Source organism: Rathayibacter sp. AY2B5 (genome assembly GCF_002931645.1).
Classification (GTDB): Bacteria; Actinomycetota; Actinomycetes; order Actinomycetales; family Microbacteriaceae; genus Rathayibacter.
In genome coordinates this window covers 1-25,490 of the sequence record NZ_PSUE01000013.1, presented here as the reverse complement: position 1 = coordinate 25,490, position 25,490 = coordinate 1, and the positions used below count along the sequence as shown (strand labels likewise).

Sequence of the window (25,490 nt, the reverse complement as noted above, 5' to 3'; positions counted from 1 at the left end):
TCCCCCCGAACCACCAGACGGAGACGCATGTCCGAGATCACGGCCGACACGGTCGCCCATCTGGCCCAGCTGGCCAGGATCGACCTCACTTCCGACGAGATCGGGAGCCTCACCAGGGAGCTCGGCCAGATCGTCGACTCCGTGCGCGCGGTCCAGGCCGTCGCCACGCCCGAGGTGCCGGCGACCAGCCACCCGATCCCGCTCGAGAACGTCTTCCGGCCCGACGTGGTCGGCGAGACCCTCACGCTCGAGCAGGCGCTCTCCGGCGCGCCCGAGCACGACGGCAGCCGCTTCCAGGTCTCCGCGATCCTGGGGGAGGAGCAGTGAGCGCGCACGGCGACGAGCTCGTCCGCCTCAGCGCGTCCGCCCTCTCCGAGAAGCTGGCCGACGGCTCGGTCTCCTCGGTCGAGGCCACCCGCGCCCACCTCGAGCGCATCGACGCGGTCGACGGAGCGGTCCACGCCTTCCTCCACGTCGCGCGCGAGGGCGCGGTCGCGTCCGCCGAGGCGATCGACCGCCGGCGGGCCGACGGCGAGTCGCTGCACCCCCTCGCCGGAGTGCCTCTCGCGGTCAAGGACGTCATCGTCACCAACGACATGCCGACCACGAGCGGCTCCCGCATCCTCGAGGGCTGGCGCCCGCCCTACGACGCGACCGTCATGCGCAAGGTGCGCGAGGCCGGGCTGGTCCCGATCGGCAAGACCAACATGGACGAGTTCGCGATGGGCTCGACCACCGAGCGCAGCGCCTACGGCCCCACCCACAACCCGTGGGACCTCGACCGCATCCCCGGCGGCTCCGGCGGCGGGTCCGCCGCGGCCGTCGCGAGCTACGAGGCGCCCCTGGCCCTCGGCTCCGACACCGGGGGATCGATCCGCCAGCCCGCGCACGTGACCGGCACCGTCGGCGTGAAGCCGACCTACGGCGGCGTGTCCCGCTACGGAGCGATCGCGCTCGCCTCGAGCCTCGACCAGATCGGCCCCGTCTCCCGGACGGTCCTCGACTCCGCGCTGCTGCACGACGTCATCGCGGGCCACGACCCGCGCGACTCGACGTCGCTGCGCGACTCCTGGCCCTCCTTCGCCGACGCGGTGCGCCGCGCCGACGTGACGGGCCTCCGGATCGGCGTGGTCAAGGAGCTCGACGGCGGCGAGGGCTTCCAGCCCGGCGTGCTGGCGCGCTTCCACGAGGCGCTCGAGATCCTGCAGGGCGCCGGAGCCGAGGTCGTCGAGGTGAGCCTCCCGAGCGTCGAGCACGCGGTCGCCGCCTACTACCTGATCCTCCCCGCGGAGGCCTCCAGCAACCTCGCCAAGTTCGACTCGGTCCGGTTCGGCCTCCGGGTCACGCCGGAGGGCGGCGGCACGGTCGAGCAGGTCATGTCCGCGACCCGCGAGCAGGGCTTCGGCCCCGAGGTCAAGCGCCGGATCATCCTCGGCACCTACGCGCTCTCGGCCGGCTACTACGACGCCTACTACGGCAGCGCGCAGAAGGTCCGGACCCTGGTGCAGCGGGACTTCGACGCGGCCTTCGCGGACGTCGACGTGATCGCCTCGCCGACGGCACCGACGACCGCCTACCGCCTCGGCGAGAAGCTCGACGACCCGCTGGCGATGTACCGCGGCGACGTCGCGACCATCCCGGCGAACCTGGCCGGCATCCCCGGCATCTCCGTCCCCGCCGGCCTCGCCGACGAGGACGGGCTGCCCGTCGGCATCCAGTTCCTCGCTCCCGCCCGGGAGGACGTGCGCCTCTACACCGTGGGCGCCGCGCTCGAGGCGCTGCTCGAGGAGAAGTGGGGCCGCCCGCTCCTCGCGCAGGCCCCCGACCTGACCCACTCCGTGCTCTCCGCGACCGAGGAAGGTGCCGTCTGATGGCCTCCGCGCACACGTCCGCTCCCGAGCTGATGGACTACGACGAGGTCTTCGAGACCTTCGAGCCGGTGCTCGGCTTCGAGGTGCACGTCGAGCTCAACACGAAGACCAAGATGTTCTCGGACGCGCCGAACGAGTTCGGGTCCGAGCCCAACACGAACGTGACCCCGGTCGACCTCGGCCTCCCGGGCTCGCTGCCGGTCGTGAACGAGCAGGCCGTCCGCTACTCGATCAGCCTCGGCCTCGCCCTGGGCTGCTCGATCGCCCCGTCCAGCCGCTTCGCGCGCAAGAACTACTTCTATCCGGACCTGGCGAAGAACTACCAGATCTCGCAGTTCGACGAGCCGATCGCCTTCGAGGGCTCGGTCGAGATCGAGCTGGCCGACGGCTCGCTCGTGCAGATCCCGATCGAGCGCGCGCACATGGAGGAGGACGCCGGCAAGCTCACGCACGTCGGCGGCGCCACCGGCCGCATCCAGGGCGCCGAGTACTCGCTCGTGGACTACAACCGCGCGGGGGTCCCGCTCGTGGAGATCGTCACGAAGCCCATCTACGGCGCGGGGAAGAGCGCGCCCGAGTACGCGAAGGCCTACGTCGCGATGATCCGCGACATCGTGCTGGCGCTCGGCATCTCGGACGCCAAGATGGAGCGCGGCAACCTGCGCTGCGACGCGAACGTCTCGCTCCGCCCGATCGGCCAGGAGAAGCTCGGAACCCGCACCGAGACCAAGAACGTCAACTCGCTCCGCTCGGTCGAGCGCGCCGTCCGCTACGAGATCCAGCGCCAGGCGGCGATCCTCGCCGCGGGCGGCACGATCACGCAGGAGACGCGCCACTGGCACGAGGACACCGGCCGCACCTCCGCGGGCCGGCCCAAGAGCGACGCCGACGACTACCGCTACTTCCCGGAGCCCGACCTGCTCCCGGTCGTGCCGAGCCCCGAGCTGATCGAGGAGCTGCGCGCCGCGCTCCCCGAGAAGCCCGCCGACCGCCGTCGCCGCCTCAAGCAGGAGTGGGGCTTCACCGACCTCGAGTTCCAGGACGTCGCCAACAGCGGCCTGCTGGTCGAGATCACCGAGACCGTCTCCGCGGGAGCCGCTCCGCAGGCGGCCCGCAAGTGGTGGACCGGGGAGATCGCGCGCCTCGCGAACGCGGCGGGCGAGGACCCGGCCTCCCTGGTCACTCCGGCGCAGGTCGCCGAGCTCGCCGGTCTGATCGAGAGCGGCACGCTGACCGACCGCCTCGCCCGCGAGGTCCTCCAGGGCGTCATCGCCGGGGAGGGCACCCCGCAGGAGGTCGTCGACGCCCGTGGACTCGCGGTCGTCTCGGACGACGGAGCGCTCATCGAGGCGATCGACGCGGCACTGGCCTCGCAGCCCGACGTGCTCGCGAAGATCCGCGACGGCAAGGTGCAGGCCGCCGGTGCCGTGATCGGTGCCGTGATGAAGGCCATGAAGGGGCAGGCCGACGCCGCCCGCGTCCGCGAGCTCGTCCTGGAGCGCGCGGCCGGCTGAGCCGGTGCGCGGGGAGGTGCGGTCATGAGCGGTGGAACCGGCGACGCGCCCCTTCCCGCGCGGCTCGAGCTGCCGGCAGGCGCCCTCCTGCGTCCTCTCGTCTCCAGCGACGCGGACCTCCTGCACGCGGTGATCGGCGAGCAGCGACCGTGGCTCGCGGCTCTCCTCCGCGGGGACGATCCGGCCGCCCTGCCGTCGGCGTCCCTCGGCGACGACGTGCGCGGTCTCCTGCGCCTCGAGGAGGAGTCGCGTGCGGGCAGAGCGCACGCGTTCCTGCTCGTCGGCCCGGACCGCACCGAGGCGCTGGGCGCTCTGAGCGTCCGGCCCGGCGGCGGCGACTCCGCCGAGGCCTCCTGGTGGGTCGTCCCCGCCGTCCGGGGCTCGCGGCTCGAGGAGGAGCTCGACGCCTACGCGCGCCGCTGGCTCCAGCAGCACTGGCCCTTCGACACAATCACCACGCCCGACAACCACCCCGACGATCCCGCCTCCCTGGCCGGGGCGAACATCGTGGCGCTCGTGCCCGTCGCGCCGGAGCGCACGGCCCTCCCCGACGCCGACGCCGCCTCGGCGGCGCTCCTCTGGGCGGAGTACCGCTCCACGCATCCGGGAGTCGACGAAGCGCTCCCGCCGGTCGAGTCGTTCGGCGACAGCACGGCGATGGCGGACGAGCTGCTGGGCCTCGTGCGGCGCGGAGTGAAGACGGCCACGGCGTCCCTCGCCGAGGAGGGGGCGCCCGTCGCGGGCGACCACTGGATCGTCTGCGACGGCGCGGGAGCGGCGCGTGTCGTCCTCGTGACGGACGAGGTGCGGACCGGTCCGCTCGACTCCGTCGACGACGCGTTCGCCTGGGCCGAGGGCGAGGGGGACCGCACGCGCGCCTCCTGGCTCGACGGCCACCGCCGCTACTTCGCCCGCGTCTCACCGGGCGGCCTCGGCGACGTGGTCTTCGAGCGCTTCCACGTGGTCTGGCCGGAGGCCGACGCCGAGCGCGCGGCCGCCTTCGCCCGCTCGGTCGGAGCGTTCCGGCCCGAGGAGCTCGACGGGACTCCCGTGCAGGACTAGGGGGTTTCCCGGATGCCCCGCTCAGGCGCCCTGCGCCAGAGTGGAGTCATGGCTACTCTCGTGCGCCCCCGTCGGGGCAGGATCATCGCCGGCGTCTGTGCCGGTCTCGCCCGCCGATTCGGCTGGAGCCCCTTCGTGGTGCGTCTCCTGTTCGTGCTCTCGTGCCTCCTCCCGGGGCCGCAGATCATCGCCTACCTCGTGATGTGGGTGGTCATCCCGAAGCAGAAGTGACCGAGGCCCCCGCTCCGAGCAGCCTCTGAGAGAACGCTCAGCACTCGGAGCGACGAGGGGCCTACGGTGGCGGTGTGCGTCCGTCGGGCGCCGAGGAGGAGATCATGGGATTCCTGGACCGACTGCTGGGCCGCGACGAGCAGCCCGAGAGCGCACGCCGCTCGACGTACGCGCCGCCGCAGGCCGCGGACCGCAGGCCCGAGTACGGCTCCCCTCCGGCGACGTCTCCGCGCACCGACGATGAGCGTGCCATCGAGCGCTACCGCTACCTCCTCCGCACCGCGCCGCCCGAGGCGATCGAGCAGGTGCACCGCGAGGCCTTCGAGCAGCTGACCCCGGAGCAGCGCCAGCAGGTCTTCCGAGAGCTCAGCGAGGGGGCCCCTGTCGGCGACGCGCCGAAGGACGACGATCCCCGCACGCTCGCCCAGTCCGCCACGAGGAGCGAGCTGCGCCAGCCCGGATTCATGGAGCGGCGCTTCTCCGGCGGCGGAGGCATGGGCTTCGGCGGCGTCCTCGCCTCCTCGATGCTCGGCACGATCGCCGGGTTCGCGATCGGCTCGGCCATCGCGGGCGCGTTCCTCCCCGACGCGGGAGGCGACTACGCCGGCGGTGACGGCGGGGGAGACGCCTCGGCCGACGGCGGAGCGGATGCGGGAGGTGCGGACGCCTCCGGTGCGGACGCCGGAGACGGCGGCGGCTGGGGCGACTCCGGCAGCGGCGACTTCGGTGGCGGAGGCGACTTCGGCGGGGGCGGCGACTTCGGAGGCGGCGACTTCGGCTTCTAGCCTCGTTGCAGAGGGCCCCCGATCACGGACAGTGGTCGGGGGCCCTCGCTCGTTCCGGGCTAGTCCTCGTCGGTCAGCATCGCCTTAACCTGGCGGCGGAGGACCTTGCCGATCATGCTCCGCGGCAGCTCGTCGACGACGGTGATCCGCTTGGGCACCTTGTAGGGGGTCAGCGCCTCCCGGACGGCCTTGCGGGCGGCTGCGACGTCGAGCTGCGCGCCCGGCTCCAGGACGACCGCCGCCGCCACGGACTCGCCGCTGCGCGGATCGGGCAGGCCGACCACCGCCACCTCCTTGATCTCGGGCAGGCGGAGCAGCACCTCCTCCACCTCGGACGGCGAGACGTTGAAGCCGCCCGTGATCACGAGCTCCTTGATCCGGTCGACGATGCGCACGAAGCCGTCCTCGTCGATCGTCGCGATGTCGCCGGTGCGGAACCAGCCGTCGCCGGTGAAGGTCGCCGCCGTCTCGTCGGGCTTGCGGTGGTAGCCCCGGAACACCTGCGGACCGCGCACGACCAGCTCGCCCTGCTCGCCGGTCGCCACCTCCGTGTCGGGATCCTCGGGGTCGACGATCCGCACGTCGGTGCCGGGCAGCGGAAGCCCGACCGTCCCGGCGCGTCGCGTCGGACCGACCGGGTTGGCCATCAGGACCGGAGAGGTCTCCGAGAGGCCGTAGCCCTCGACGAGCGTGCCTCCGGTCAGCGCCTCGAACGACTCGACCAGCGCCGGGTCGAGCGGCATCGCGCCGGAGATGGCGATCTCGATGCCGCGGAGGGAGACGCCCCGCTGCTGCGCGCTGCGCGCCAGGCGCTCCGCGATCGGCGGAACGGCCGGGAGGAAGGTGGCGGGGTGCTTCTTGACGACCTTCAGCACCAGCTCCGGGTCGAACTTCGGGAACAGCACCAGGCGCGCGCCCATGCTCATCGCGAAGGTGAGGCAGAGCGTCAGCCCGTAGGCGTGGAACATGGGGAGCACCGCGTAGACCACGCAGTCGCCGCGGCGGACCGTCGGCACCCAGGCGCGCGACTGGGCGGCGTTCGCCGTCAGGTTCGCGTGGGTCAGCTCGGCGCCCTTGGGCGTGCCGGTCGTGCCGCTCGTGTACTGGATGACCGCGAGGTCCTCCGCGACCGGGCGCGGGTGCGCCGGGTCGATCCGCCGGCGCAGCAGCGTCTCCCAGTCGATCGCGCCGCGGACCGGCCCGGTCAGCGCGGCGCGCGACTCCCGGGCCTTCTTCAGCGGCAGGCGGAGGGCTGCGCGCATCGAGGCGGGCATCGCGCGGGTGAGGTCGACGGCGACGACGGTCTCGACGCCGAGATCGGCCGGGAGGTCCTGCACCGTCGGCACGACGCGGTTCCAGGCGATCGCGACACGAGCGCCGTGGTCCTCGAACTGGTGGCGCAGCTCGCGCGGGGTGTAGAGCGGGTTGTGCTCGACCACCACGGCGCCGAGCCGGAGGACGGCGTAGAAGGCGACGACGTGCTGCGGGCAGTTCGGGAGGACGAGGGCGACAGGATCGCCCGCGCGGACGCCCAGGCGGCGGAGGCCCTCTGCGGCCCGCTCCACCTCGTCGGCGAGCTGGGAGTAGCTGGTCGAACGGCCGAAGAACTCGAGCGCGACCTGGTGGGGATACCGCTCGGCCGACTCGGTGACGATGTCGACGAGCGAGCCGGTCGGGAGCTCGAGCTCCGTCGGCACGCCGGGCGCGTAGCTGCGGATCCAGGGGCGGGGCGGGTGGGTGCTCACCCGCCCCACTCTAGGAGGAGGTGCCGGGGCTCAGGCTCCCTGAGCCACCGCGTCCTCGATCGGGGTGGGACCGGAGACGATCTCCCACGTCTTCGCGATGGAGGTCGGCTGCGCCAGGGCGGCGATCACCGTGGCGGCGACGTCCGCTCGGGGGATGCTCCCCTTCTCGACGGAGGTGCCGAGCGTGATCGTGCCGGTGCCCTCGTCGTCCGTCAGCCCGCCCGGGCGGAGGATCGTGTAGTCGAGGCCGGAGTCGCGCAGTGCCGCGTCGGCGTCGCGCTTGGCCTCGACGTAGGCCTTCCAGCCCTCCTCCGTGTCCTCGGGGAGCGGCTCGTCCACACCGATCGCGCTGACCTGCACGAAGTGCTGGACCCCGACGATCGCGGCGGCCTTCTGGCTGAGGACGGACGCCCCCAGGTCGACGGTGCGCTTGCGCTCCGGGCCCGAGTCGGGTCCGGCTCCGGCGGTGAAGACCATGCCGTCGACGTGGCCCAGCGCCTCGGCGAAGGCCTCGGGCGTCGTGTCCTCGAGGTCGTGCACGAGCGGCTCGCCGCCCAGCCGGACGATGTCCTCGGCGTGATCGGGGTTGCGGATCACTCCGACCGACTCGTGGCCGGCGTCGTAGAGCAGGTGCAGGATCTGCTGCCCCACCTTGCCGTGGGCTCCGATGACGGCGATGCGTGTCATGGACGTTCCTCTCCTCGTCGGGGCGGGTCGCCCCGTGTTCGTGGTCCCCTCCATCCTGCCGCGGCGTCCCTGGACGCCCCCAGGCCTTGACGGCGTCCGGGCGCCGGGCCGTCAGGCGGCGAGGCGGTCGTCGCGTCCAGTGATGGCGAGCAGGCGGCTCTGGAGGGAGGCGGCGTCGTCGACCGGCACGGGCGCGGCGTAGAGGCCGCTCGCGCGCAGGGTCTCCTCCTGGGGTGCGAAGAGCTCCCAGACGGCTGCGACGAGCTCCTCGTCCAGCCGCTCGTCGCTGCCGGTCGCGCGGGCGAGGTCCCAGGCGTGGACGGTCACATCGGCCGTCTGCTCCTGCAGCAGCTCGACGGCGCTGACGGTGTCGCGCCCCAGCTGCACGGTCGCCGCCGGGTCGACGGTGCGGACAGCGACGCGCAGGCGGTCGGTCACGCGGCGCCACTCGCTCCTCAGATCGGTGGCGACGGACTCGAGTCGCAGCGCCGACTCGTCGCCGCCCGAGAGGAGCGTGTGCGCGCGCTGCTGCTCGCGGACGACGTGCAGCACGAGCGCGCGCGTGTCCCACTCGGTGTCGGGCGTGGGGGCCGACCAGTCCTCGACGGCGCTCAGCCGGAGCTCGAAGGCGCGGTGGGCGCGGTCCTGCAGATCGAGCCAGCGGCTCATCTCGGCGCCAGGGCCGGTCTCGGTGGCGGTGGGGGAGTCGGGCTGCTCGTGCGTCATGGTCTCTCCGGAGCGTCGTGGTGCTCGGGTCAACCGCGAGTGGTCGGCGCTCATTCCCGGCCGGCCCAGGCGCAGCGGCCGGGAAGGCGATGTCGGTGGTGGGTGCGATCATGTCCGGAGGTGTGGTCGAGCAGGACGGAGCGGCGTGAGCAGGCAGGACGGCACCGCGTGAGCGAGCAGGACGGCACCGCGTGAGCAAGCAGGACGGCACGGGGCGGCAGGTCACGACCGAGCCCTTCGACGACCCGCGCGCGAGCATCATGCACATCGACATGGACGCGTTCTTCGCCTCCGTCGAGCTGCTCGACCGGCCGGATCTGCGCGGGAGGCCGGTCATCGTGGGGCACCACGGAGCGCGCTCCGTCGTCACAGCGGCGACCTACGAGGCGCGCCGCTACGGCGTCAACTCGGCGATGCCCATGGCGGTCGCCCTCCGCCGCTGCCCGCAGGCCGTGGTCCTCGAGCCGCACATGGAGCGCTACCGCGAGGCCTCTCGCCGCGTCATGGCGATCTTCGACTCCTTCACGCCGCTGGTCGAGCGCCTGAGCATCGACGAGGCGTTCCTCGACGTCGCGGGTGCCCGCCGCATCTCGGGCTCGCCGTTCGCGATCGGCACCGAGATCCGCCGCCGGGTGCACGCCGAGCTCGGGCTGACCTGCTCGGTCGGGATCGCCAGCACCAAGTTCGTCGCCAAGCTCGCCTCCGGCCGCTCCAAGCCCGACGGTCTGCTGGTCGTCCCCGCCGACGGCGTCCGCGAGTTCCTCGATCCGCTGCCCGTGAGCGCGCTGTGGGGAGTCGGCGCGAGCACGGAGGAGGCGCTCGTCCGCCGCGGTCTGCGCACCGTCGCCGACGTCGCGACCACCCCGCTGCCGTCGCTGGTGTCCGCCCTCGGCGAGGCGACCGGGAGGCGCCTGCACGCCCTGGCGAACGGGGTGGATCCGCGGCCGGTCGACACCCGCCAGATCGAGAAGAGCGCCGGACACGAGATCACGTTCGCCGATGACGTGGCCGACCCCGAGCTCGTCCGTCGTGAGCTGCTGCGGCTCTGCGACAAGGTCGCCGTGCGGATGCGCCGCTCGGGAGTGCGCTGCCGCACCGTCGCGGTGAAGGTGCGCTTCGGCGACTTCAGCACCCTCACCCGCTCCCGCACGCTCGTCGAGGCGACGGACGTGGCCCGGGTCCTCTACGAGGCCTCCTCCGCGCTCCTCGAGGCGGCCAACCCGATGCGGCGGCCCGTGCGGCTGATCGGCGTGCGCGGCGAGCAGCTGGTCGAGGGCGACGACGTCGCGTTCTCCCTGTGGAGCGACTCCGACGACTGGCGCGACGTGGAGCTCGCGGTCGACGGCGTGGCCGCCCGCTTCGGCTCCGGGGCCGTGCGTCCCGCCTCGCTCCTGTCCCGGTCGGCTCCCGAGTCGGCCAAGGGGATCGACCTCAGCGACACGCTCGCTACGCGGAACCGATCGTCAGACTGATCGGGCGGTGGTCGGAGCCGTTCGGCGGCAGGACCGCGACGGTCGCGGCGGTGACGCCGTCGGCGAGCGCGTGGTCGAGCGAGACGAGCGGCAGCAGGGACGGCCAGGTCGCCGGGAAGCCGACTCCGCCCGTGCGGACGAGGCCCGCCTCCGCCAGCACCGGAGCGAACAGGTGGTCGTCCGTCGGCGTGTTGAAATCGCCGATGACCAGCGTCCGCTCCGACTCGTCGTCTCGGAGAGCGGTGGCGAGGTTCGAGAGCATGGTGTCCCGCTCCTCGTGGTCGCCCGGCCGGAACGAGGCCAGGTGCACCACGAACAGGCGAGCGCTGCCGACCGGTGTGTCGACGTCGACGGCGAGCGCGCGCTCCCAGCCGAGACCGAGGTCGAGCGGCTCCTCGTCGGTCAGCTCGGTCCGGCTCCAGACGCCGACGGTGCTCGAGACGGACGAGTACGGGTACTCGTCGGCCAGCTCGGCGTCGACCGCGTCCACGGCGTCTCCGTCGAGCTCCTGCAGCGCGATCACGTCGGGGCCGCGGGCGGCGAGCGAGGCGGCGAGCTCACCGGCGTCGCTGCTCGTCTCGATGTTCTGGCTGACGACGGTGAACGAGCCGGAGCGCACGGCCGGCGCCGGAAGCGCGACCGGCAGCACCAGCACGCCGTAGACCATCGCCAGCACGGTGACCGCGGCCGCCGTCCGGCGCGACCGGAGGGCCGCCGCGGCCGCGATGAGGAGCAGCACGAGCAGCCCCGTCCAGGGGATCCCGACCTCGAGGACCGACAGCCAGCCGATCGGATCGGGCAGCGCGCGGTGGAAGGCGAGGAAGGCGGCGAGCACGAGGCTCGCGACCGCCACCGCGGCCGAGCGCACGGGGCGGCGGCGGCGGGTGCGGGCGGACATCCGTCGATCATGGCAGCAGGTCCCCGGAGGTCCATGGACGAGTCCTGTGCGCCCCGGCGGGCCGCTTGTCGCCGCGGAGAGCCGCGGAGTACCGTCGCACCATGCCCAACATCGCAGTCTCCCTGGCCGACACCGTCACCACCGCGGGTACCGCGACGATCTACGGCGAGCCCGTCACCGTCGACGGCGTCTCGCTCGTCCCCGTCGCCCTCCGCTGGTTCGGTTTCGGCGGAGGCAGCGGCTCCGAGGACGGCCAGGAGGGCGGCGGCGGAGGCGGCGGCGCCACGGTCATCCCGATCGGCGCCTACATCAAGGACGACCTCGGCCTGCGGTTCCAGCCGAACGTGATCTCGGTCCTCGCCGTCGGCATCCCCTTCGTGTGGGTGACCGGCAAGGCCCTCGCGCGCATCATCCGCGCCCTCAAGAAGTAGCCGGAGCGGCCCCGCGTCAGCTGGCGCGCTGCTGGCGCGCGGGGTACCACTTCTTCTTCGTCCGGCCGAAGCCGACGATCAGCCGCTCGGCGTCGTCCGGCCGGCGGGGGTCGTAGATCACCGCGGCGGGCTCGCCGGCCATCCACGCGTCCCCCCGCTTCAGCGGGTACTTCTGCGCGCGCTTCTCCACACCCTCGGCGGTCCGGTAGACGACCAGGAGCCTGCCCAGATCCCGTGCCGAATCGCGATCGCCGCGTGCCGGATCCGGCCCGACGACGCGCGCCGGCACCCGCGTGCCGTAGCTGAGCAGCTCGCGGCGGATCCGCGCACGGCGCTGCCAGAGCAGGGCCTGCAGCAGGACGATCAGCAGCACGGCCAGGACGACGACCACCGACCACGACATGACGTCTATGATTGCCGATGAACACGGGAGTCCGGTGCACCGGGCTGAGAGGAAGGCAGCAGCCTTCGACCGTCGAACCTGATCTGGGTCATGCCAGCGAAGGAACGTTTCGATCTCCTCTTACCAACCCGTGCCCTCCATTCGCTTCCACGAAAGGGCACGTCAGTGCAGAACACGAACGCGCAGAACACGAACGCGCAGAACACGAACGCGCAGAACACGAACGCGCAGAACACGAACGCGCAGAACCTCACCTCCTCCGCCCCGGCCCGGCGCGATCTGCGCTGGCGGGTCGTCGACATCGTGGTGGCGAGCGTCGTCGCCGTCGCGAGCGGGATCGTCTTCTGGGCCTGGGGCCTGGCGACGAACGTCCTCGGCCTCGCCTTCGAGTTCCTGCCCGGGCTCGGCGGGCTCCTCGGCGGCGGCTGGCTCTTCGCCGGCGTCCTCGGCGGCCTGATCATCCGCAAGCCCGGAGCCGCGCTCTACACCGAGCTGGTCGCCGCGGCCGTGTCGGCTCTGATCGGCACCCAGTGGGGCTTCACCGTGCTGATCTCCGGACTCGTGCAGGGACTCGGCGCGGAGATCGTCCTGGCGCTCTTCCTCTACCGCAGCGGCCGTCCGCTCGTCGCGATGCTGGCCGGTGCCGGTGCGGGGCTCGCCCTCGCGATCAACGACCTGCTGTCGTACTACGCCGTCAACGACGCGCTCTTCAAGACCGTCTACGTCGCCTCCTCGATCGTCTCGGGCGCGCTCCTGGCCGGGCTGCTGTCCTGGTTCGCGGTGCGGGGGCTCGCGGCCTCGGGAGCGCTGGACCGCTTCGCCTCCGGGCGCGAGGGCCGGACGGTCGAGGGAGCCGGCGCGGGCGCTCGATGAGCGGCGCCTCCGTCCGGGCGCGGGGCTGGAGCTGGCGGCACGCGGGACGCTCCCGCGACGCCCTCTCCGGCCTCGATCTCGCGCTGGAGCCGGGGGAGCGCGTGCTGCTCCTCGGCCCCTCCGGCGCGGGAAAGAGCACGCTGCTGCACGCCCTGGCCGGCGTCCTCGGCGGGGAGGAGGACGGCTCCGCGGCCGGCGAGCTCGAGATCGACGGAGCGGCGCCGCTCACCCGGCGCGGTGTCGCTGGGCTCGTGCTGCAGGATCCGGACACTCAGGCGGTCCTGGCGCGGGTCGGCGACGACGTCGCGTTCGCCTGCGAGAACCTCGGCGTGCCGCGCGAGGAGATCCCCGCGCGGGTGCGGGAGGCACTCGGCGACGTCGGGCTCGACGTGCCGTTGGACCACTCCACCTCGGCGCTCTCGGGCGGGCAGAAGCAGAGGCTCGCCCTGGCGGGTGTGCTCGCCATGCGTCCGCGGCTCCTGCTCCTCGACGAGCCCACCGCCAACCTCGATCCGGACGGTGTACGCGAGGTGCGGGCGGCGGTGGAGCGCACGGCCGCCCGCACGGGGGCGACGCTGATCGTCGTCGAGCACCGGGTCGACGTGTGGGTCGGCCTCGTCGACCGGGTCGTGGTGCTCGGGCGGGACGGCGCGGTCGTCGCCGACGGCGCTCCAGTCGAGATCCTCGATCGAACGCACGACGTGCTCCGCGCCTCCGGCGTCTGGCTGCCCGGTGACACCCCCGCCCGGCGCGGGGCGAGCGTGCTGCCCTCGCCCGCCGCCCTGAGCGCGCACGACCTCGCCATCGGCCGGCCCGTCCTCGGGCGCCGCCGCTCGACCATCGTGGCCTCGGGGCTCGAGCTCGCCGTCGACTCCGCGCGGGCCACGGCCGTGCTGGGACCCAACGGCGCGGGGAAGTCGACCCTCGCGCTCACGCTGGCCGGTCTCCTGCCGCCGGTCGCGGGGCGGGTGACCGCCTCCGAGTCGCTCCGCGCCGGTGCGGGCCCGGAGCCGATCCGCTGGACCTCGGCTCAGCTCGCCGGACGGATCGCGATGGTGTTCCAGGAGCCGGAGCACCAGTTCCTCACCGCTCGCGTGCGCGCCGAGCTCGCGCTGGGCGCCCGCGACGAGACGGAGCGGCATCGGGCGGAGGAGCTCCTGGAGCGCCTCGGCCTCGCGCACCTCGCCGACGCCAATCCGTTCACCCTCTCCGGAGGCGAGAAGCGGCGCCTGGCCGTCGCGTCCGCCCTCACCCGGTCGCCGTCCGTGCTCGTCCTCGACGAGCCGACGTTCGGGCAGGACCGCCTGACCTGGGAGGTGCTCGTCGACCTCCTCGCCGAGCAGCGCGACGCGGGCACGGCGGTGCTCGCCGTCACCCACGACGAGGCGCTGGTCGCCGCCCTCGCCGACTCGGTCGTCACCCTCGGCGCCCGCGAGGCGGTGTCGGGATGACGCTCCTCGACTCCGTTCCCGCGCGCAGCCGGATCGCCCGGGCCAACCCGGTCGCCAAGCTCCTCGCCAGCCTGGTCATCGCGTTCGCGCTCCTCCTCACGGTCGATGCGGTCTCCGCGGCGACGGCGCTGGCGCTCGAGCTGCTGGTTCTGCCCTTCGCGGGGCTCCGGGCGGGTGAGCTCGTGCGGCGGACGGCTCCCGTCTGGATCGCGGCTCCGCTCGCCGGCCTCTCGACAGTCCTCTACGGGCGTGACAGCGGCGCCGTCTACGCGGAGTTCCTCATCGTCTCGGTCACAGAGGGATCCGTCGCCCTCGGGCTGGCCATCGCGCTGCGCGTCCTGGCGATCGGACTGCCGAGCGTGGTCCTCATCGCCACCACCGACCCGACGGACCTGGCGGACGGCCTCGCGCAGATCCTGCGACTGCCCTCGCGCTTCGTGCTCGGCGCTCTCGCCGGCATGCGGCTCGTCGGTCTGCTCGTCGACGACTGGCGCACCCTGTCGATGGCCCGCCGGGCCCGCGGGGTCGCCGACGGCCGCGGGCCCGTCGAGGCGCTCCGCAGCCTCGCGGCCCGCACGTTCTCGCTGCTCGTGCTGGCCATCCGGCGGGGGAGCAGGCTCGCGACGGCGATGGAGGCGAAGGGCTTCGGCTCCGGCGTCCCGCGCACCTGGGCGCGGCAGTCGCGCCTCGGAGCCGGCGACCTCCTGCTGCTCGCGGGCGGAGTGCTGATCGCTGCCGTCGCCGTGACCGCCGCCGTCGTCACCGGCTCCTGGAGCTTCGTCCTGCATGGCTGAGCGGATCCTGCCGCTGACGGATCGGACGGCGGGCGACCTCGCCCGCTCGCTGATCGCGCGTCGCCGTCGGACGGTGCTGCTGGACGGACCGAGCGGCTCCGGCAAGTCGACGTTCGCGCGCGCGCTGGTCGAGCAGCTCCGTCTCGCGCCGGCGGCACCGTCGGTCGCGCTCGTGCGGATGGACGACCTCTACCCCGGCTGGACGGGCCTGGACCGGGCGTCGCGGGAGACGGCCGGGACGCTCGTCCGCCCCCACGGCCTCGGCCTCGCGGCGCACTGGCGGCCCTGGAACTGGGCCGCGGGGACGACGGCCGGGCGCCGCGTCGTCCGCGAGCCGCTTCTCGTGCTCGAGGGCTGCGGATCGGCCGGCGCCGCCGCGCGCCGCCACGCCGATCTGGTGGTCTGGCTCGAGGCCGACGATGAGGTGCGGCGCGTGCGCGCGCTCGAGCGCGACGGCGAGCTCTTCGCTCCGCACTGGGACGCCTGGGACCGCGACTTCCGCTCCTACTGCGCTCGGGAGCGGCCCCGGGAGAACGCCGACCTCGTGCTGGACACGGGCGGCGGGGGAGCGGTGCGCGGCTGAGGGGTCCCCTCCGAGCGGGGCGACGCGCGGATGCCGGTGGGGGGCTCTCCCTCGGCGGCGATCAGGCCCAGCCGAGCTCGTGCAGCCGGTCGTCGTCGATGCCGTAGAAGTGCGCGATCTCGTGGACGAGGGTGACGTGGATCTCGTCGCGCAGCGCGTCCAGATCGTCGCACGCGGCGAGGTGCGGCTCGCGGAACAGCACGATGCGGTCGGGCATCTCGCCGAAGCCGTAGCGCTCGCGCTCGGTGAGGGCGACGCCGTCGTAGTAGCCGAGCAGATCCAGGGTCCCGTCCTCGGGCCGGTCCTCCACGACGAACACGACGTTGTCGAGCCCGTCGACCATATCGTCCGGGAGCGCGTCGAGCTCGGAGATCACCAGGGCTTCGAAGGCGTCCTCGTCCAGCTCGAGCATCCGGGACCTCTCTGCGTCGGCGATCGCTGCCGGTCGCCGGATGTGCGAAGAGGCCCGGAGTCGGAACTCCGGGCCTCTTCCGCTGCATGCACAGCCACTGGGGTGAGTAACGGGGCTCGAACCCGCGACCTCCTAGACCACAACCAGGCGCTCTGCCAACTGAGCTATACCCACCAGGAGCGTGTTCCGGCGGGGTGACCCGCCGAAGCAACTGTACGAGAGTACTACATCCGCGAGGCGAACTCGTCCACGACGGCGGCCGACACGGCCTGCACCTCGGCGGTGCTCGGCCCCGGCTGCTCCACGAACACGGCACGGCGGTAGTACTGCAGCTCGCGGATGCTCTCGAGGATGTCGGCGAGGGCGCGGTGTCCGCCGTGCTTCTTGGGCGCGTTGAAGTAGATGCGCGGGAACCAGCGCCGTGCCAGCTCCTTGATCGTGCTGACATCGACGTTGCGGTAGTGCAGGTGGCCGTCGAGGCGCGGCATGAACTTCGCGAGGAAGGCGCGGTCGGTGCCGATCGAGTTGCCGGCGAGGGGGGCCTGCTGCTCGGCCGGGACGTGCTTCAGCACGTACTCCAGCACCTCGTACTCGGCCTCCGCGACGCTGACGCCGGAGGGGATCTCGACCAGCAGGCCGGAGGTCTCGTGCATCGACCGGACGAAGTCGCCCATGTTCTCGAGCGCGGTCGCATCGGGCCGGATGACGAGGGAGAGCCCCTCGTCGAGCGGGTTCAGCTCGAAGTCGGTGACGACGACGGCGATCTCGACGAGCTCGTCGACGGAGAGGTCGAGCCCCGTCATCTCGCAGTCGATCCAGACAAGACGGTCGGGGGCGCTACTCATGCGGGGCAGTCTATCGGCGGCCGCCGACACCCGGTCCGGCCGTCCCGCTCCTCCTACACTGGACCCTCGTGATCACGCTCGCCTGCTGCCTCCTGATCGTCAACGCCGTGTGGAACGCGATCGTCTGGCCGCCCTTCCTCCGCCGCGTCCGCAAGGACCCGCGGGCGCGCGACGCGGACGGCCGCGCGACGACCTTCCTCCGCGTGCACACGGTGCTCATCGGCGTGTCGCTCGCCCTCGCCGTGGTCTCCCTGGTCGTGGGAGTGCTGGGACTCGTCCGGGGCGCCTAGGCCCCGGCGGGCGCGGCCTCTGCGCTTCGGTATCGTGGTCGGAGTCCGCCCCCGTAGCTCAGCGGATAGAGCAGGAGCCTTCTAATCTCTTGGTCGCAGGTTCGATTCCTGCCGGGGGCACTCCTACCGGGGATCGGGCGGCCATCAGAAGAGGTCGAGGGCGACCAGCCATCGTTTACTCATCGCAAACGCCTCCGCACCCGGGCGCGAGCCCGCTCGTCGCGGTTCCGGCGCAGGCGGTAGACGAGTTCGGGATCGTGGCGCAGCGCAGCCTCGTCTTCGAGTAGCCGACTGAGGCGCTGGTAGAAGCGCGCGGGGCTGCCGAAGCGGGAGCGGATCGCGACGTCGCTGGCGGCGCCGCCGGGCTGGGCGCGGACGAAGTCGAGGAGCTCGGCGTCAGTCACGCGCGACGTCCGCCGCGGCCGCGCTTCAGATCGCCGTGCTGGCCGGGCACCTCGTGGCTGTAGAGGTAGCGACCCGTGTCCGGGTTCACCATGACCTGGCCGTCGCGCCAGGCGAGCAGCCACGGCGCCTCCTCGCCCGCGTTTCGCCAGGCGCGGACGAACGGGTCGCCGTCTTCATCAGGTCTGGCGGGGTGGTTCGGGTCGTAGCGGGTCACCGATCTAGCCTGCGGTCGACCACCGACACTCTGCGCGGCACCGTCAGGTGATCCGTCGCCCGCCTCGCCACGTCTCGCAGTGGTATCGATCGGGGGAGGCTCCTTCCGAGGCTGCCTCCGTGACCGACGACTCCGCGTCCTCGCGTGTGCTGTAGATCCCGACCACGGAAGGGCCCTCGGCCCACAGTCGAGTGACCAGGACGAGATGGTGCTCTGCTTCGCTCATCCCTCGAGGATGGCCCCCCGGTCATGGCTGTCGGAGGACGAGGCGCGATCCGCGGTCGGGGTGGCACGCAGCTCAGACGGCGCGAGCGACTGCCGACGCTGCTACATGCGCGCGAGCAGCTCGGCCTTCTTCGCCGCGAACTCGTCCTCGGTGAGCACGCCGGCGTCGCGCAGGCCCGCGAGCTTCTGCAGCTGATCGGCGAGGTCCGGAGCAGCGGGCGCCGCGGTCCCTTGGTGGGCGGCGTGGATGGCCTCGTTGACGGCCTCGGCGAACTGCTTCGCCTCGTCGTTCTGCTTCGCGTAGAAGGTCACCGCGTTCTCGTCCTGCTGGATGGTCTGCGTCTTCCCGGCGAACTTCTTCTGCGCGTCGCCCGGCACCGTGAGCTGGATGTAGCCGACGGTGAGTCCGCTCTTCTTGTACTGGATCGAGGAGACGACGGCGATCGGCAGCTGCTTCTCGGTGCCGCGGGCGCCGGAGAAGACGGCCGCGCCGAGGCCCTTCCGCGTGATGCTGATGCTGCGGCCGTCGAACGACATCGCGCCGTTGCTGCCCTTGAAGCTGATGTCTGCCATGTGGTCCCCCTGTGTCGGTCGGTGTGCCGCGATCCTAGCGGCGGTCGCCCTCGTGGGACCCCGGTCGGACGGCGGGCACGACGAAACGCCCCCACCCTGCCGCCGAGGCGAAGGGTGGGGGCATCTCTATACGAAGCGCGCCCTACTCCGTCGAGTGGAGGGCGCTTCGTCGTGCGCGGGTCAGTACTGCGAGAACTGCAGGTTCGCGATCTTCACGGTCCCGCCCTGCGCGAGCGCCGTCAGGTTGAACCGCAGCGTCAGGAACCGAGCCCAGCCGGGCGGCCGGTTGAACATCGCCGTAGGGATGGTCTTGTGGGACCAGCCGGCGACGGCCGGCGCGGTGAGAGGCGAGTCCCACAGCTGGGTGCCGACGAGGCTTCCGTTACCGGGGTGCGGGTATGCGGAGTAGTACGCGGAGAGCAGCCCTGTCGTCGCGGTGAGGTAGTCGAAGTCCAGCAGGAGCCGGTTCCCGCGGGTCAGAGGAATCCGCAGATGCTGGTAGGCGGTGGTCCCTGCTGCGTTGTTGCTGGTGAGCGTGACCGACCGGGATGCGCCGACCTGCTCCGAGTTCGCGCGGTCCATCGCAAACGACACGGTCGCGTCGTACAGCCACTCGTCCAGCGGGTAGGAGGTGCCCGCGTTGAGCGCCGCGGACGTCGCCGTGGCCTGCGTAGCGGTGAGCAGGAAGAACGGATCGCGCAGGTCCCCCTCGGGCCGGTTGTGCAGGCGGAGCTTGTCGGCGTCGTAGGAGTCGGTGCGCTCGGCGAGGAAGTTGAAGCGACCGGGACCGTCGGCCCACAGCTTCTGCTCCGTCGAGGAGCCGGTGATCTTCCCCCCGTGGACGGTGACCTGCGCCTTCGCGGCGAGCCAGTACAGATTCGGGGTGCCGACCAGGTCGAATCCCGTCGCGATGCCCGAGCCGGTCCACGCGACCGCGGTCCCGCCCCGGGTGGTCGCGAACGAGAACCCGGCCGCGCTCACGGCGACCATGTAGTAAACGGTGGCCGTGTCGACGCCGCCGAGGGCACCGGTGAGTCCGGTGAACTTGAACGAGTCCCCGACGCGCCACCGCTCGAGGCTGTTCCCGGCCCACGTGGCCGTGGTGCTGCCCGCCGGGAACACCGCAGTCGTATCGGTGGCATTCCCGTCGCGGATGAGCTGACGGCCGCCGTAGCGGTGCAGGGAGCCGCCGCCGGTGACCTCCCACGCCCCGGGGAAGCGAGCCGCGTTGTGCTCGTAGTGGCAGGAGGACTCGTCCACATGCCCCGTCGCGATGCGGCCGATGCGCTCGTTGAACGAGAACGAAACCGCGTGGAAGTGCAGCGCCTGGTCGGAGCGCAGGTCGTAGCCGAGCCCGTTCCCGTGGATGTTCCCGCCGAGGTACGCGTACCTTTCGCCGGAGTCGGGGTTGGCCTGGTCAATGTTGTTGTGGAGCAGCCCCACGGTGCACAGCCCGACCGTCGCAGCGATGTGGTCAATCATGTACGAGTAGGGGCCGTACTCGATGCCGACCGACGCACGCATGACCACCGGATGATCGAGGACGATGCGCGCCGGCTTCCCCTGACCGCGGCCCGTTGCAGCCGGCGGCCGGCCGATGAACATCCCCTTCGTCACGCCGTCGCTGTCGACGATCAGCCCCGAAATCTCGAGCGCGCTCTGCCGCACCGGGGAGCCGGTGGTCTCCGCGGGCTCCGAGGAGTTCACGGCGAACACATACTTCGTCGGGTCGTTGATCGCGTTCGTGATCGTCGCGCCGACGGCACCGGTGCGCGTGGAGGCGGCGAGCTCCCAGATTCCTCGGAGCCCCATCTTGTGGATGTCGAGATTGAACGCCGCGATCTGGCCAGCAGCAACCGTGCCGCGGAACCGGCCGCCCTGCGCGTACAGGTAGGCGCGGCGCCCGGTGAGGTTGAAGTACGACGCAGCAGCAGCGCACGCCCTGTCCCACGCCGGCCGGTCGTCGGCGATGCCGTCGCCGACCGCGCCGAACGAGTAGACGTCGAACACCTGCTCGCCGGCGCCGACGGGACGAGCGGCCGTGCGCGACTTCAAGTCGTCCGGCACATCCCCGAGGAGCAGCTGCCCCGCGCCGTCGAGGCCGGCGACGCCGTTTGGCTCTCCGATCATCTCCGGCGGGATTCCGCTGGCGCTGGCTGCAGCGATGCGCCGCTCGAGCGCCTTCGCGGTCTCGGTCGTGTCGTCTTCGATGAGCAGGCGCGCGGAAAGGTCCGTCATCACGCTGATCTTGCCGACGGGCACCATGTAACCAGTCACTGGGCCGCTCCCTTCGTGTAGTAGATCCCGGATCGGAGGTCGATGTAGCCGGCGTAGTTCTTGTCTGGCAGGCCGAGGCCGACCGCGATCACCCCGGGCGGTGGCTCGGTGTCGAGGAGGTCGCCGACCGCTCCGCCGCCCTCGGGGACGCGGAGCTTGCCGGGGATGAGCTCGTAGGCGGCGGCCTGGCCCGCGACGAGGTAGCCGAGCTCGATCGTGAACCAGGTCTCCGGGCTGATGGTCGTGGTCGTGAAGATGTCGGCGGAGAACACTCCGCCGGGCTGGACCTCGACCTCGATCGGCGCCTGGGAGAGCAGGCGGCCGCCGGCGACGCCGGGGCCGGAGGGGACGAAGCGCAGCCGTATGGCGCGATCGTTCAGGGGCTCGCGTGCGAGGTCGGTGAGTGTCCCGTAGACGGTGGCCATCGCGAGCTCCTTCGAGTAGACGGGGTGGGGGGTGGGCGTCCCCGGGTCCGGGGTCGGGTCGGTGCCCGGCTCGGGGTCCGTGCCGGGGTCCGGGTCCGGGTCGGTGCTTGGGTCCGGGTCCGTGCCGGGATCCGGCGTCGGGTCGGGCGGAGGCGTGGTCGGGTCCGCGAGGTAGGAGGTCGGCTGGTAGAGGGCGAGGCCCTCGAGCGCAGCCTCCTTGATCGCGGTGTGCCCGGAGAGGTCCGGGTGCAGCCCGTCGCCGAGCACCTGGTCCTCGCGCGGCGGGTACCAGCGATCGAGGACGTCGCCGGGGATGCCGCCGAAGGTGCCGTCTCGACCGAACTCGTCGAACGCGTCTTCCTGCAGCTGGCGGAACGCCTCGGTCGCACCAGCCGGCGGCCGCGGCGACGGGTAGAGCAGCAGGCCGCGGGCGGTGGTCTTCGCCGGCGGGAGCATCAGCACGAACGGCATGTCCTGCACGCGCTTCTGCCACACCATCAGCTGGTCGACGATCAGCGGGTCCCCGGCGGAGCCGGTGTGCGTGATGACGACCGTGTGCTCGGTGTCCTCGAGGTCGCGGAAGTGGATCGGGAGGACGCTGTTCTTCGCCTTGTCCGTGCCCGTGATCCCCTGGCGCTTCGTGCTCCGCGAGACCGGCGCGCTCCCGTCGAGCGACCACGTGAACTCGGAGCCCGCGAACGCGGTCGCCGCGACGAGGTTGGTGTAGCCGAGCATGAACAGCGTCGCGCCCGTGCCCGTGAAGCGGATCGTCTGCGTCGACCCGCGCACGGTCGACTTCCGCGTCTTGCCGGAGTACTGGTTCTCGCTCTGGCCCCAGGTGCCGGTCTCGTTGAGCCCCGGCATCACCCGCGACTTGTGCCGGTAGATGCCGAGCAGCGCGGACGTCTGGTTCTTGAATCCGCGCCGGCCGACCTCCGTCGCCCACGCTCGAGGGAAGTCGTTCCCGCCGGCGCTCTGCGTCACGAGCGACGTCGAGCCCGGCTGGAATGCACCAGCGCCCGGCGTGAGGTTGTCGAGCACGACGTCAAGGCGGATGCGGCCGCCGTTGCCCTGGTTGTTCACCGTGCAGCCGAGCGCCGTCGCGACCTGGCGAATCCACAGCTGCCCCACGGTGTAGTCCGGGGTGTTGATCGCGTCGTCCGCGACGACGATGAGCTCAGACGAGCCGTCGGCCCAGATGACCGGCTTCACCTTGCGCCACTTGTCGAGGTTCGAGATCGGTGCAGCGCCGGTGGCCTCGACACTGTATGCCTCGGTGCCGACCAGGTAGTAGCCGGGCGCGCTGCTCTGGGAGACGCTCGACGCGAGGCGCAGCGGCGGGGTGACGGGCGAGGTGTCGTCGTCGCGGTAGAAGAAGTCGCCCGTCTCCTCGTCCATCAGCAGCTGGCCGGGCGGGCCCGCCGGGAGCTCCCCGGCGGGCCCGCTGATCACGGTGGGTTCGGACACTGGGGGCCCCTTCGTCTCAGAGAGTGCGGGCGGTGGTGACGAGCGGGCCGTTGGCGCCGGACCGCTTGAGGACCGACGTCGAGCCGCTGATGTGGCCCATCCGGACGTTCGAAATGACGCCCGCGCTGATGGGGATGTCGTTCGCCACCTCGACGCCGACCTTTTCGCCCGAGATGGCCGAGCCGATGACGCTGGCCGTGACGCCGCTGACGTCGTAGACGCCGTCGGGCTCCGCGTTCGAGGCGGCCGAGAGGTACTTCCCGATCGCGACGACCGAGAAGTTGTCGACGCCGGAGCTGTTGACGATCTGCAGGTCGACGTTCTCGACCACCGCGGACCCGGATGCGGCGGCCATCACGCCGACGAGGGTGAGCGGGACGGTCGCGACGCAGTCCTCGAAGACGAGCTGCAGGTCGTCGATGTGAAGCTGCGTGGTGCCGGAGGTCAGGTGCGACAGGCGCGGCGCGAGCTGCGCCATCACGAGGGTCAGCGGGTCGTTCGATCCGTTCGAGTTGTAGATGTTCATCCCGCGGAAGACGACGCGCATCCGGCGGATGTTCACCTTCCGGGCCGGGTAGGAGAAGACGAAGCCGATCCGGCCGAGGCGGTTGAAGATCGGCAGGTTACCGCGCTTCTTGGCGCCGTTCGCGTCCCAGAAGGCGCCGTCGACCTCGATGAGCGCGTCGTCGACGTTGAGCACGGCGAGCGGGTACGGGACCGCCGAGGTCTCCTGGTCGGCGCCGGTCCCGGTGTCGTTCTCGTTCTCGAGGATCGTCTCGACGGGCACGGCGCGGATGTACTCGCGGTTCGAGAGGCTGCCGACGAGCGCGTCGCCGGTGACCTTCTGGTGGAGGCGGTTGACGGTGAGGGTCGTCCCGTAGGGGTTCAGTGGCTTCTGGGAGAAGACCTGCAGGACGGAGTCGAGGACCGGGTTCTCGGAGTAGATGTCGTCGAGGTAGGTGTGAGTGAAGCCGCCGATCTCGTAGGAGTCGTCGCCGATGGCGATCGACTTCGAGCGGGTGATGCGGACGGTCCCGCCGATGCAGTCGCCCCCCGGGTAGAGGTGCGTCTGGGTGAAGTAGGGGGTGTTCGTGCGGTGGCCGGCGAGCGTGTCGCAGCGGAGCTCGTCGAGCTCGACGGCGTCCATGTAGTAGGAGAAGGCGGATCGGCGGTTGACGACGAGCAGGACGCCGCGAGTCGGTCCGGGCACGTCGCAGTTCTTCACGCGCACGTTGCGGACGAAGTTGAACCCGCCGGCCGTGTCGCCGCTGCCGCCGCAGGTGTAGGCGGCGAGTCGGCCGGCCTCGGTGGACAGGTCCCAGCCCTTCCAGTAGTCGGCCGAGTTGTCCGCGAGGGTGTTGGAGGCCGAGACGGGGACGACGGTGGTGCGGTCGGAGTAGCCGCCGACGATGCCTGCCTTCGCCTCGTGCAGCGTCGTCTGGCGGAAGAGGAAGTTGATGAAGGCCTTGTTGTTGTCGTCGAGGTCGTCGAGCCCTGCGGGGACGACGTAGCCGTAGGTGGTGACGTTCTGCACGTCGAGCTCGTCGATGCTGATGTAAGGCTGCTCGACGCCCTTGCCGTGGCGGTTGCCGATGAGGACACCGGTCACGCCCTTCGCGAGGTTGTTGTCGATGGCGAAGTCGCGGAAGGCGTAGTTCTGGAAGACCATGGGCTCGATCGGGCGCTGCGCGAGGTACCGGGTCGTCTCGGTGAGGTAGAAGTACTTCCCCGTCGAGGTCCAGGAGACGCCGGTGTCGGTGTCGATGTAGAAGAGGCTGCGAGCGCCGGCGTCGGAGAGGCGGAAGATCGACGTCGCGCCCTCGCCCTGGAAGGTGATGCGGCCGGCCATGTTGACGCGGAGGCCGAACCCGTTCTTGGAGGTGATCTTCGACTGCGGGGACGCGGAGGAGCGCCGGTTCACGGGCAGGCGGGTCGACGGCGCGACGTCGGGGAGCGTCGCGACGCCGGGCGGGACGATGATGACGACGTGCATGGCGGCGTTGTCCATCGTCAGCTGGTGCGCGGCGTCGAGGGCGCTCTGGAAGGCGGCGCGGTTGCTCGTCACGCCGGTCCACGTCTGGCCGGCGGCGAGGAACGTGCGCGGGTCGATGACGCGGACGTCGGCGGGCTGGCCGGCGGCCGACTGCAGGTCCGGGCCGGGCACCCATCCCGCGCCGCCCCACTTGAGGACCTGCCCGACCTCGGCGCCGGACTGGCTGAGGTCGGCGAGCGCCACCTCTCCCCCGGGCGTCCCGCCGGCGGCGGGGTCCTTCCACGCGGTCTGATAGTCCGTGCCGGACGTCTTGGTCAGGATCTGGCCGGCGGATCCGCCCTTGGGGACGCCGGGGCCGGCGGGGCCGCGAAGGTTGCCGAGCGAGCGGGTGATGGTTGCCACGGAGTGCTCCTAGAGGGGTCGAGGGGGAACGCGAAGACCCCCGCCAGATGGGCGGGGGTCGGGAGGGTGCGCGAGAGCTAGGCGCGGTGGCGGCCGACGGCCTGCACCGCGGAGGTGGCGCCGGTCGGCTTCCAGAGCCCGTAGTGCAGACCCACTGCGATCAGGAAGGTCGCGAGGCCCGAGAAGACGCCGGCGGCGAGGTCGTAGCTGACGCCGGCGTTCAGCGCCGCGAGGAGCTCCCCGCCGAGGCCTGACGCGAACGCGAGCGCGGCGAGGAGGACCGCCTTGACCGCGGCCGAGGTGGCGCGGGTGGTGACGAGGCCGACGAAGAGGGGCAGGATGACGGACACCAGCAGGCTGAGCAGCTGGATCCAGGTGGGGGCGAACGTGATCACGATGACTCCTAGTCGTCGGGGTATCCGGGGAAGGGGGGCGG

Annotated in this window: 27 protein-coding genes, 2 tRNA genes and 1 riboswitch; of the genes, 14 read left to right on the top strand and 15 right to left on the bottom strand. The window is 72.0% G+C overall.

The genetic code is table 11. The annotated features are described in order from the left end of the window. Positions 1-27: 27 nt before the first annotated feature. From gatC to C5C30_RS09915, 6 genes are all read left to right on the top strand, one after another. The gene (gatC, locus tag C5C30_RS09940; protein ID WP_104226848.1) at positions 28-327 is read left to right on the top strand and encodes an Asp-tRNA(Asn)/Glu-tRNA(Gln) amidotransferase subunit GatC; all 300 of its coding nucleotides are present in this window, start codon (positions 28-30) and stop codon (positions 325-327) included. After that, positions 324-1,871 (top strand): Asp-tRNA(Asn)/Glu-tRNA(Gln) amidotransferase subunit GatA, encoded by a 1,548-nt coding sequence (gene gatA, locus C5C30_RS09935; protein ID WP_104247609.1) that lies wholly within the window; start codon positions 324-326, stop codon positions 1,869-1,871. Before gatC ends, gatA begins: the two co-directional genes overlap by 4 nt. Further along, positions 1,871-3,385: an Asp-tRNA(Asn)/Glu-tRNA(Gln) amidotransferase subunit GatB gene (gene gatB / locus C5C30_RS09930; protein WP_104288337.1), complete on the top strand. Its 1,515-nt coding sequence runs from the start codon at positions 1,871-1,873 to the stop codon at positions 3,383-3,385. Before gatA ends, gatB begins: the two co-directional genes overlap by 1 nt. A gap of 24 nt (positions 3,386-3,409) precedes the next feature. Further along, the gene (locus tag C5C30_RS09925) at positions 3,410-4,447 is read left to right on the top strand and encodes an ASCH domain-containing protein (RefSeq protein WP_104333641.1); all 1,038 of its coding nucleotides are present in this window, start codon (positions 3,410-3,412) and stop codon (positions 4,445-4,447) included. Positions 4,448-4,495: 48 nt separating this feature from the next. Beyond that, on the top strand, positions 4,496-4,678 hold the full coding sequence (locus C5C30_RS09920; RefSeq protein ID WP_104223873.1) for a PspC domain-containing protein: 183 nt from the start codon (positions 4,496-4,498) through the stop codon (positions 4,676-4,678). A gap of 104 nt (positions 4,679-4,782) precedes the next feature. Further along, positions 4,783-5,463 (top strand): hypothetical protein, encoded by a 681-nt coding sequence (locus tag C5C30_RS09915; protein WP_104327722.1) that lies wholly within the window; start codon positions 4,783-4,785, stop codon positions 5,461-5,463. Between the two features lie 59 nt (positions 5,464-5,522). On the opposite strand, the gene C5C30_RS09910 is transcribed toward C5C30_RS09915, so the two are convergent. From C5C30_RS09910 to C5C30_RS09900, 3 genes are all read right to left on the bottom strand, one after another. Next, the gene (locus tag C5C30_RS09910) at positions 5,523-7,208 is read right to left on the bottom strand and encodes a long-chain-fatty-acid--CoA ligase (protein ID WP_104261291.1); all 1,686 of its coding nucleotides are present in this window, start codon (positions 7,206-7,208) and stop codon (positions 5,523-5,525) included. A gap of 30 nt (positions 7,209-7,238) precedes the next feature. Next, positions 7,239-7,895: an SDR family oxidoreductase gene (locus C5C30_RS09905; RefSeq protein WP_104223727.1), complete on the bottom strand. Its 657-nt coding sequence runs from the start codon at positions 7,893-7,895 to the stop codon at positions 7,239-7,241. A 111-nt stretch (positions 7,896-8,006) separates the two neighbouring features. Then, the gene (locus C5C30_RS09900) at positions 8,007-8,621 is read right to left on the bottom strand and encodes a TIGR03086 family metal-binding protein (protein ID WP_258059445.1); all 615 of its coding nucleotides are present in this window, start codon (positions 8,619-8,621) and stop codon (positions 8,007-8,009) included. A 191-nt stretch (positions 8,622-8,812) separates the two neighbouring features. Between C5C30_RS09900 and dinB the strand changes: the two genes are divergently transcribed. Further along, positions 8,813-10,093: a DNA polymerase IV gene (dinB, locus tag C5C30_RS09895; RefSeq protein WP_104333640.1), complete on the top strand. Its 1,281-nt coding sequence runs from the start codon at positions 8,813-8,815 to the stop codon at positions 10,091-10,093. Here the strand turns inward: dinB and C5C30_RS09890 are convergent. Beyond that, positions 10,068-10,991 (bottom strand): endonuclease/exonuclease/phosphatase family protein, encoded by a 924-nt coding sequence (locus C5C30_RS09890; RefSeq protein ID WP_104333639.1) that lies wholly within the window; start codon positions 10,989-10,991, stop codon positions 10,068-10,070. The genes dinB and C5C30_RS09890 overlap by 26 nt on opposite strands. A gap of 101 nt (positions 10,992-11,092) precedes the next feature. On the opposite strand from C5C30_RS09890, the gene C5C30_RS09885 reads away from it, so the two are divergent. After that, on the top strand, positions 11,093-11,422 hold the full coding sequence (locus C5C30_RS09885; RefSeq protein WP_104223724.1) for a hypothetical protein: 330 nt from the start codon (positions 11,093-11,095) through the stop codon (positions 11,420-11,422). A 16-nt stretch (positions 11,423-11,438) separates the two neighbouring features. Here the strand turns inward: C5C30_RS09885 and C5C30_RS09880 are convergent, their stop codons facing one another. Further along, positions 11,439-11,825 carry a DUF3592 domain-containing protein gene (locus tag C5C30_RS09880; protein WP_104223723.1) on the bottom strand — a complete coding sequence of 129 codons (387 nt, stop codon included), beginning with the start codon at positions 11,823-11,825 and terminating at the stop codon, positions 11,439-11,441. A gap of 14 nt (positions 11,826-11,839) precedes the next feature. Continuing rightward, positions 11,840-11,947, top strand: a riboswitch (TPP riboswitch). A 43-nt stretch (positions 11,948-11,990) separates the two neighbouring features. On the opposite strand from C5C30_RS09880, the gene C5C30_RS09875 reads away from it, so the two are divergent. The 4 genes from C5C30_RS09875 to C5C30_RS09860 are packed head-to-tail and all read left to right on the top strand — an operon-like array spanning position 11,991 to position 15,526. Beyond that, positions 11,991-12,698: an ECF transporter S component gene (locus tag C5C30_RS09875; protein WP_374953804.1), complete on the top strand. Its 708-nt coding sequence runs from the start codon at positions 11,991-11,993 to the stop codon at positions 12,696-12,698. Continuing rightward, positions 12,695-14,149 (top strand): ABC transporter ATP-binding protein, encoded by a 1,455-nt coding sequence (locus tag C5C30_RS09870; protein WP_104288236.1) that lies wholly within the window; start codon positions 12,695-12,697, stop codon positions 14,147-14,149. The genes C5C30_RS09875 and C5C30_RS09870 overlap by 4 nt, the downstream gene beginning before the upstream one ends. Next, positions 14,146-14,943 (top strand): energy-coupling factor transporter transmembrane protein EcfT, encoded by a 798-nt coding sequence (locus C5C30_RS09865; RefSeq protein ID WP_104223720.1) that lies wholly within the window; start codon positions 14,146-14,148, stop codon positions 14,941-14,943. The genes C5C30_RS09870 and C5C30_RS09865 overlap by 4 nt, the downstream gene beginning before the upstream one ends. Then, positions 14,936-15,526: an ATP-binding protein gene (locus C5C30_RS09860; RefSeq protein WP_219813876.1), complete on the top strand. Its 591-nt coding sequence runs from the start codon at positions 14,936-14,938 to the stop codon at positions 15,524-15,526. The genes C5C30_RS09865 and C5C30_RS09860 overlap by 8 nt, the downstream gene beginning before the upstream one ends. A gap of 61 nt (positions 15,527-15,587) precedes the next feature. Here the strand turns inward: C5C30_RS09860 and C5C30_RS09855 are convergent, their stop codons facing one another. From C5C30_RS09855 to orn, 3 genes are all read right to left on the bottom strand, one after another. Continuing rightward, complete coding sequence (locus C5C30_RS09855) at positions 15,588-15,938, bottom strand: metallopeptidase family protein (RefSeq protein WP_104223719.1); 351 nt, start codon at positions 15,936-15,938, stop codon at positions 15,588-15,590. A gap of 98 nt (positions 15,939-16,036) precedes the next feature. Continuing rightward, positions 16,037-16,112 (bottom strand) — tRNA-His (locus C5C30_RS09850). A gap of 50 nt (positions 16,113-16,162) precedes the next feature. Next, positions 16,163-16,783 (bottom strand): oligoribonuclease, encoded by a 621-nt coding sequence (gene orn / locus C5C30_RS09845; RefSeq protein WP_104223718.1) that lies wholly within the window; start codon positions 16,781-16,783, stop codon positions 16,163-16,165. Between the two features lie 68 nt (positions 16,784-16,851). Here orn and C5C30_RS09840 point away from each other — a divergent pair, with 68 nt between their 5' ends. Further along, complete coding sequence (locus tag C5C30_RS09840; RefSeq protein WP_104223717.1) at positions 16,852-17,073, top strand: SCO4848 family membrane protein; 222 nt, start codon at positions 16,852-16,854, stop codon at positions 17,071-17,073. Between the two features lie 47 nt (positions 17,074-17,120). Continuing rightward, positions 17,121-17,193 (top strand) — tRNA-Arg (locus C5C30_RS09835). Positions 17,194-17,252: 59 nt separating this feature from the next. Here the strand turns inward: C5C30_RS09835 and C5C30_RS09830 are convergent. The 7 genes from C5C30_RS09830 to C5C30_RS09800 all read right to left on the bottom strand — a co-directional run bounded on the left by C5C30_RS09830 (position 17,253) and on the right by C5C30_RS09800 (position 25,449). Beyond that, positions 17,253-17,477 (bottom strand): DUF3263 domain-containing protein, encoded by a 225-nt coding sequence (locus C5C30_RS09830; RefSeq protein WP_104333638.1) that lies wholly within the window; start codon positions 17,475-17,477, stop codon positions 17,253-17,255. Beyond that, a complete protein-coding gene (locus C5C30_RS09825; protein ID WP_104333637.1) occupies positions 17,474-17,692 on the bottom strand; it encodes a hypothetical protein in 219 nt (72 codons plus the stop codon). The genes C5C30_RS09830 and C5C30_RS09825 overlap by 4 nt, the downstream gene beginning before the upstream one ends. 327 nt (positions 17,693-18,019) lie before the next feature. Then, entirely contained in the window at positions 18,020-18,490 is a 471-nt protein-coding gene (locus tag C5C30_RS18040) for a DUF4429 domain-containing protein (protein ID WP_104333636.1), read from the bottom strand. A 180-nt stretch (positions 18,491-18,670) separates the two neighbouring features. Continuing rightward, entirely contained in the window at positions 18,671-20,767 is a 2,097-nt protein-coding gene (locus C5C30_RS09815; protein WP_146081509.1) for a hypothetical protein, read from the bottom strand. Continuing rightward, positions 20,764-22,659, bottom strand: coding sequence for a hypothetical protein (locus C5C30_RS17680; RefSeq protein ID WP_181131541.1), 1,896 nt, complete (start codon positions 22,657-22,659; stop codon positions 20,764-20,766). Before C5C30_RS17680 ends, C5C30_RS09815 begins: the two co-directional genes overlap by 4 nt. Positions 22,660-22,675: 16 nt before the next feature. Continuing rightward, positions 22,676-25,054: a hypothetical protein gene (locus tag C5C30_RS09805; protein ID WP_104333634.1), complete on the bottom strand. Its 2,379-nt coding sequence runs from the start codon at positions 25,052-25,054 to the stop codon at positions 22,676-22,678. A 77-nt stretch (positions 25,055-25,131) separates the two neighbouring features. Then, a complete protein-coding gene (locus C5C30_RS09800) occupies positions 25,132-25,449 on the bottom strand; it encodes a hypothetical protein (protein WP_104317347.1) in 318 nt (105 codons plus the stop codon). Between the last annotated feature and the right edge of the window lie 41 nt (positions 25,450-25,490).

Excerpts from the sequence above, each read along its gene's own strand:
- C5C30_RS09925 (WP_104333641.1), top strand. The coding sequence starts at position 3,410 with ATGAGCGGTGGAACCGGCGACGCGCCCCTTCCCGCGCGGCTCGAGCTG.
- C5C30_RS09915 (WP_104327722.1), top strand. The coding sequence starts at position 4,783 with ATGGGATTCCTGGACCGACTGCTGGGCCGCGACGAGCAGCCCGAGAGC.
- C5C30_RS09905 (WP_104223727.1), bottom strand. The coding sequence starts at position 7,895 with ATGACACGCATCGCCGTCATCGGAGCCCACGGCAAGGTGGGGCAGCAG.
- C5C30_RS09870 (WP_104288236.1), top strand. The coding sequence starts at position 12,695 with ATGAGCGGCGCCTCCGTCCGGGCGCGGGGCTGGAGCTGGCGGCACGCG.
- C5C30_RS09860 (WP_219813876.1), top strand. The coding sequence starts at position 14,936 with ATGGCTGAGCGGATCCTGCCGCTGACGGATCGGACGGCGGGCGACCTC.
- C5C30_RS09880 (WP_104223723.1), bottom strand. The coding sequence starts at position 11,825 with ATGTCGTGGTCGGTGGTCGTCGTCCTGGCCGTGCTGCTGATCGTCCTG.
- C5C30_RS18040 (WP_104333636.1), bottom strand. The coding sequence starts at position 18,490 with ATGGCAGACATCAGCTTCAAGGGCAGCAACGGCGCGATGTCGTTCGAC.
- gatB (WP_104288337.1), top strand. The coding sequence starts at position 1,871 with ATGGCCTCCGCGCACACGTCCGCTCCCGAGCTGATGGACTACGACGAG.
- C5C30_RS09865 (WP_104223720.1), top strand. The coding sequence starts at position 14,146 with ATGACGCTCCTCGACTCCGTTCCCGCGCGCAGCCGGATCGCCCGGGCC.
- gatC (WP_104226848.1), top strand. The coding sequence starts at position 28 with ATGTCCGAGATCACGGCCGACACGGTCGCCCATCTGGCCCAGCTGGCC.
- C5C30_RS09890 (WP_104333639.1), bottom strand. The coding sequence starts at position 10,991 with ATGTCCGCCCGCACCCGCCGCCGCCGCCCCGTGCGCTCGGCCGCGGTG.
- C5C30_RS09855 (WP_104223719.1), bottom strand. The coding sequence starts at position 15,938 with ATGCTCGAGCTGGACGAGGACGCCTTCGAAGCCCTGGTGATCTCCGAG.
- C5C30_RS09920 (WP_104223873.1), top strand. The coding sequence starts at position 4,496 with ATGGCTACTCTCGTGCGCCCCCGTCGGGGCAGGATCATCGCCGGCGTC.
- C5C30_RS09900 (WP_258059445.1), bottom strand. The coding sequence starts at position 8,621 with ATGACGCACGAGCAGCCCGACTCCCCCACCGCCACCGAGACCGGCCCT.
- C5C30_RS09885 (WP_104223724.1), top strand. The coding sequence starts at position 11,093 with ATGCCCAACATCGCAGTCTCCCTGGCCGACACCGTCACCACCGCGGGT.
- orn (WP_104223718.1), bottom strand. The coding sequence starts at position 16,783 with ATGAGTAGCGCCCCCGACCGTCTTGTCTGGATCGACTGCGAGATGACG.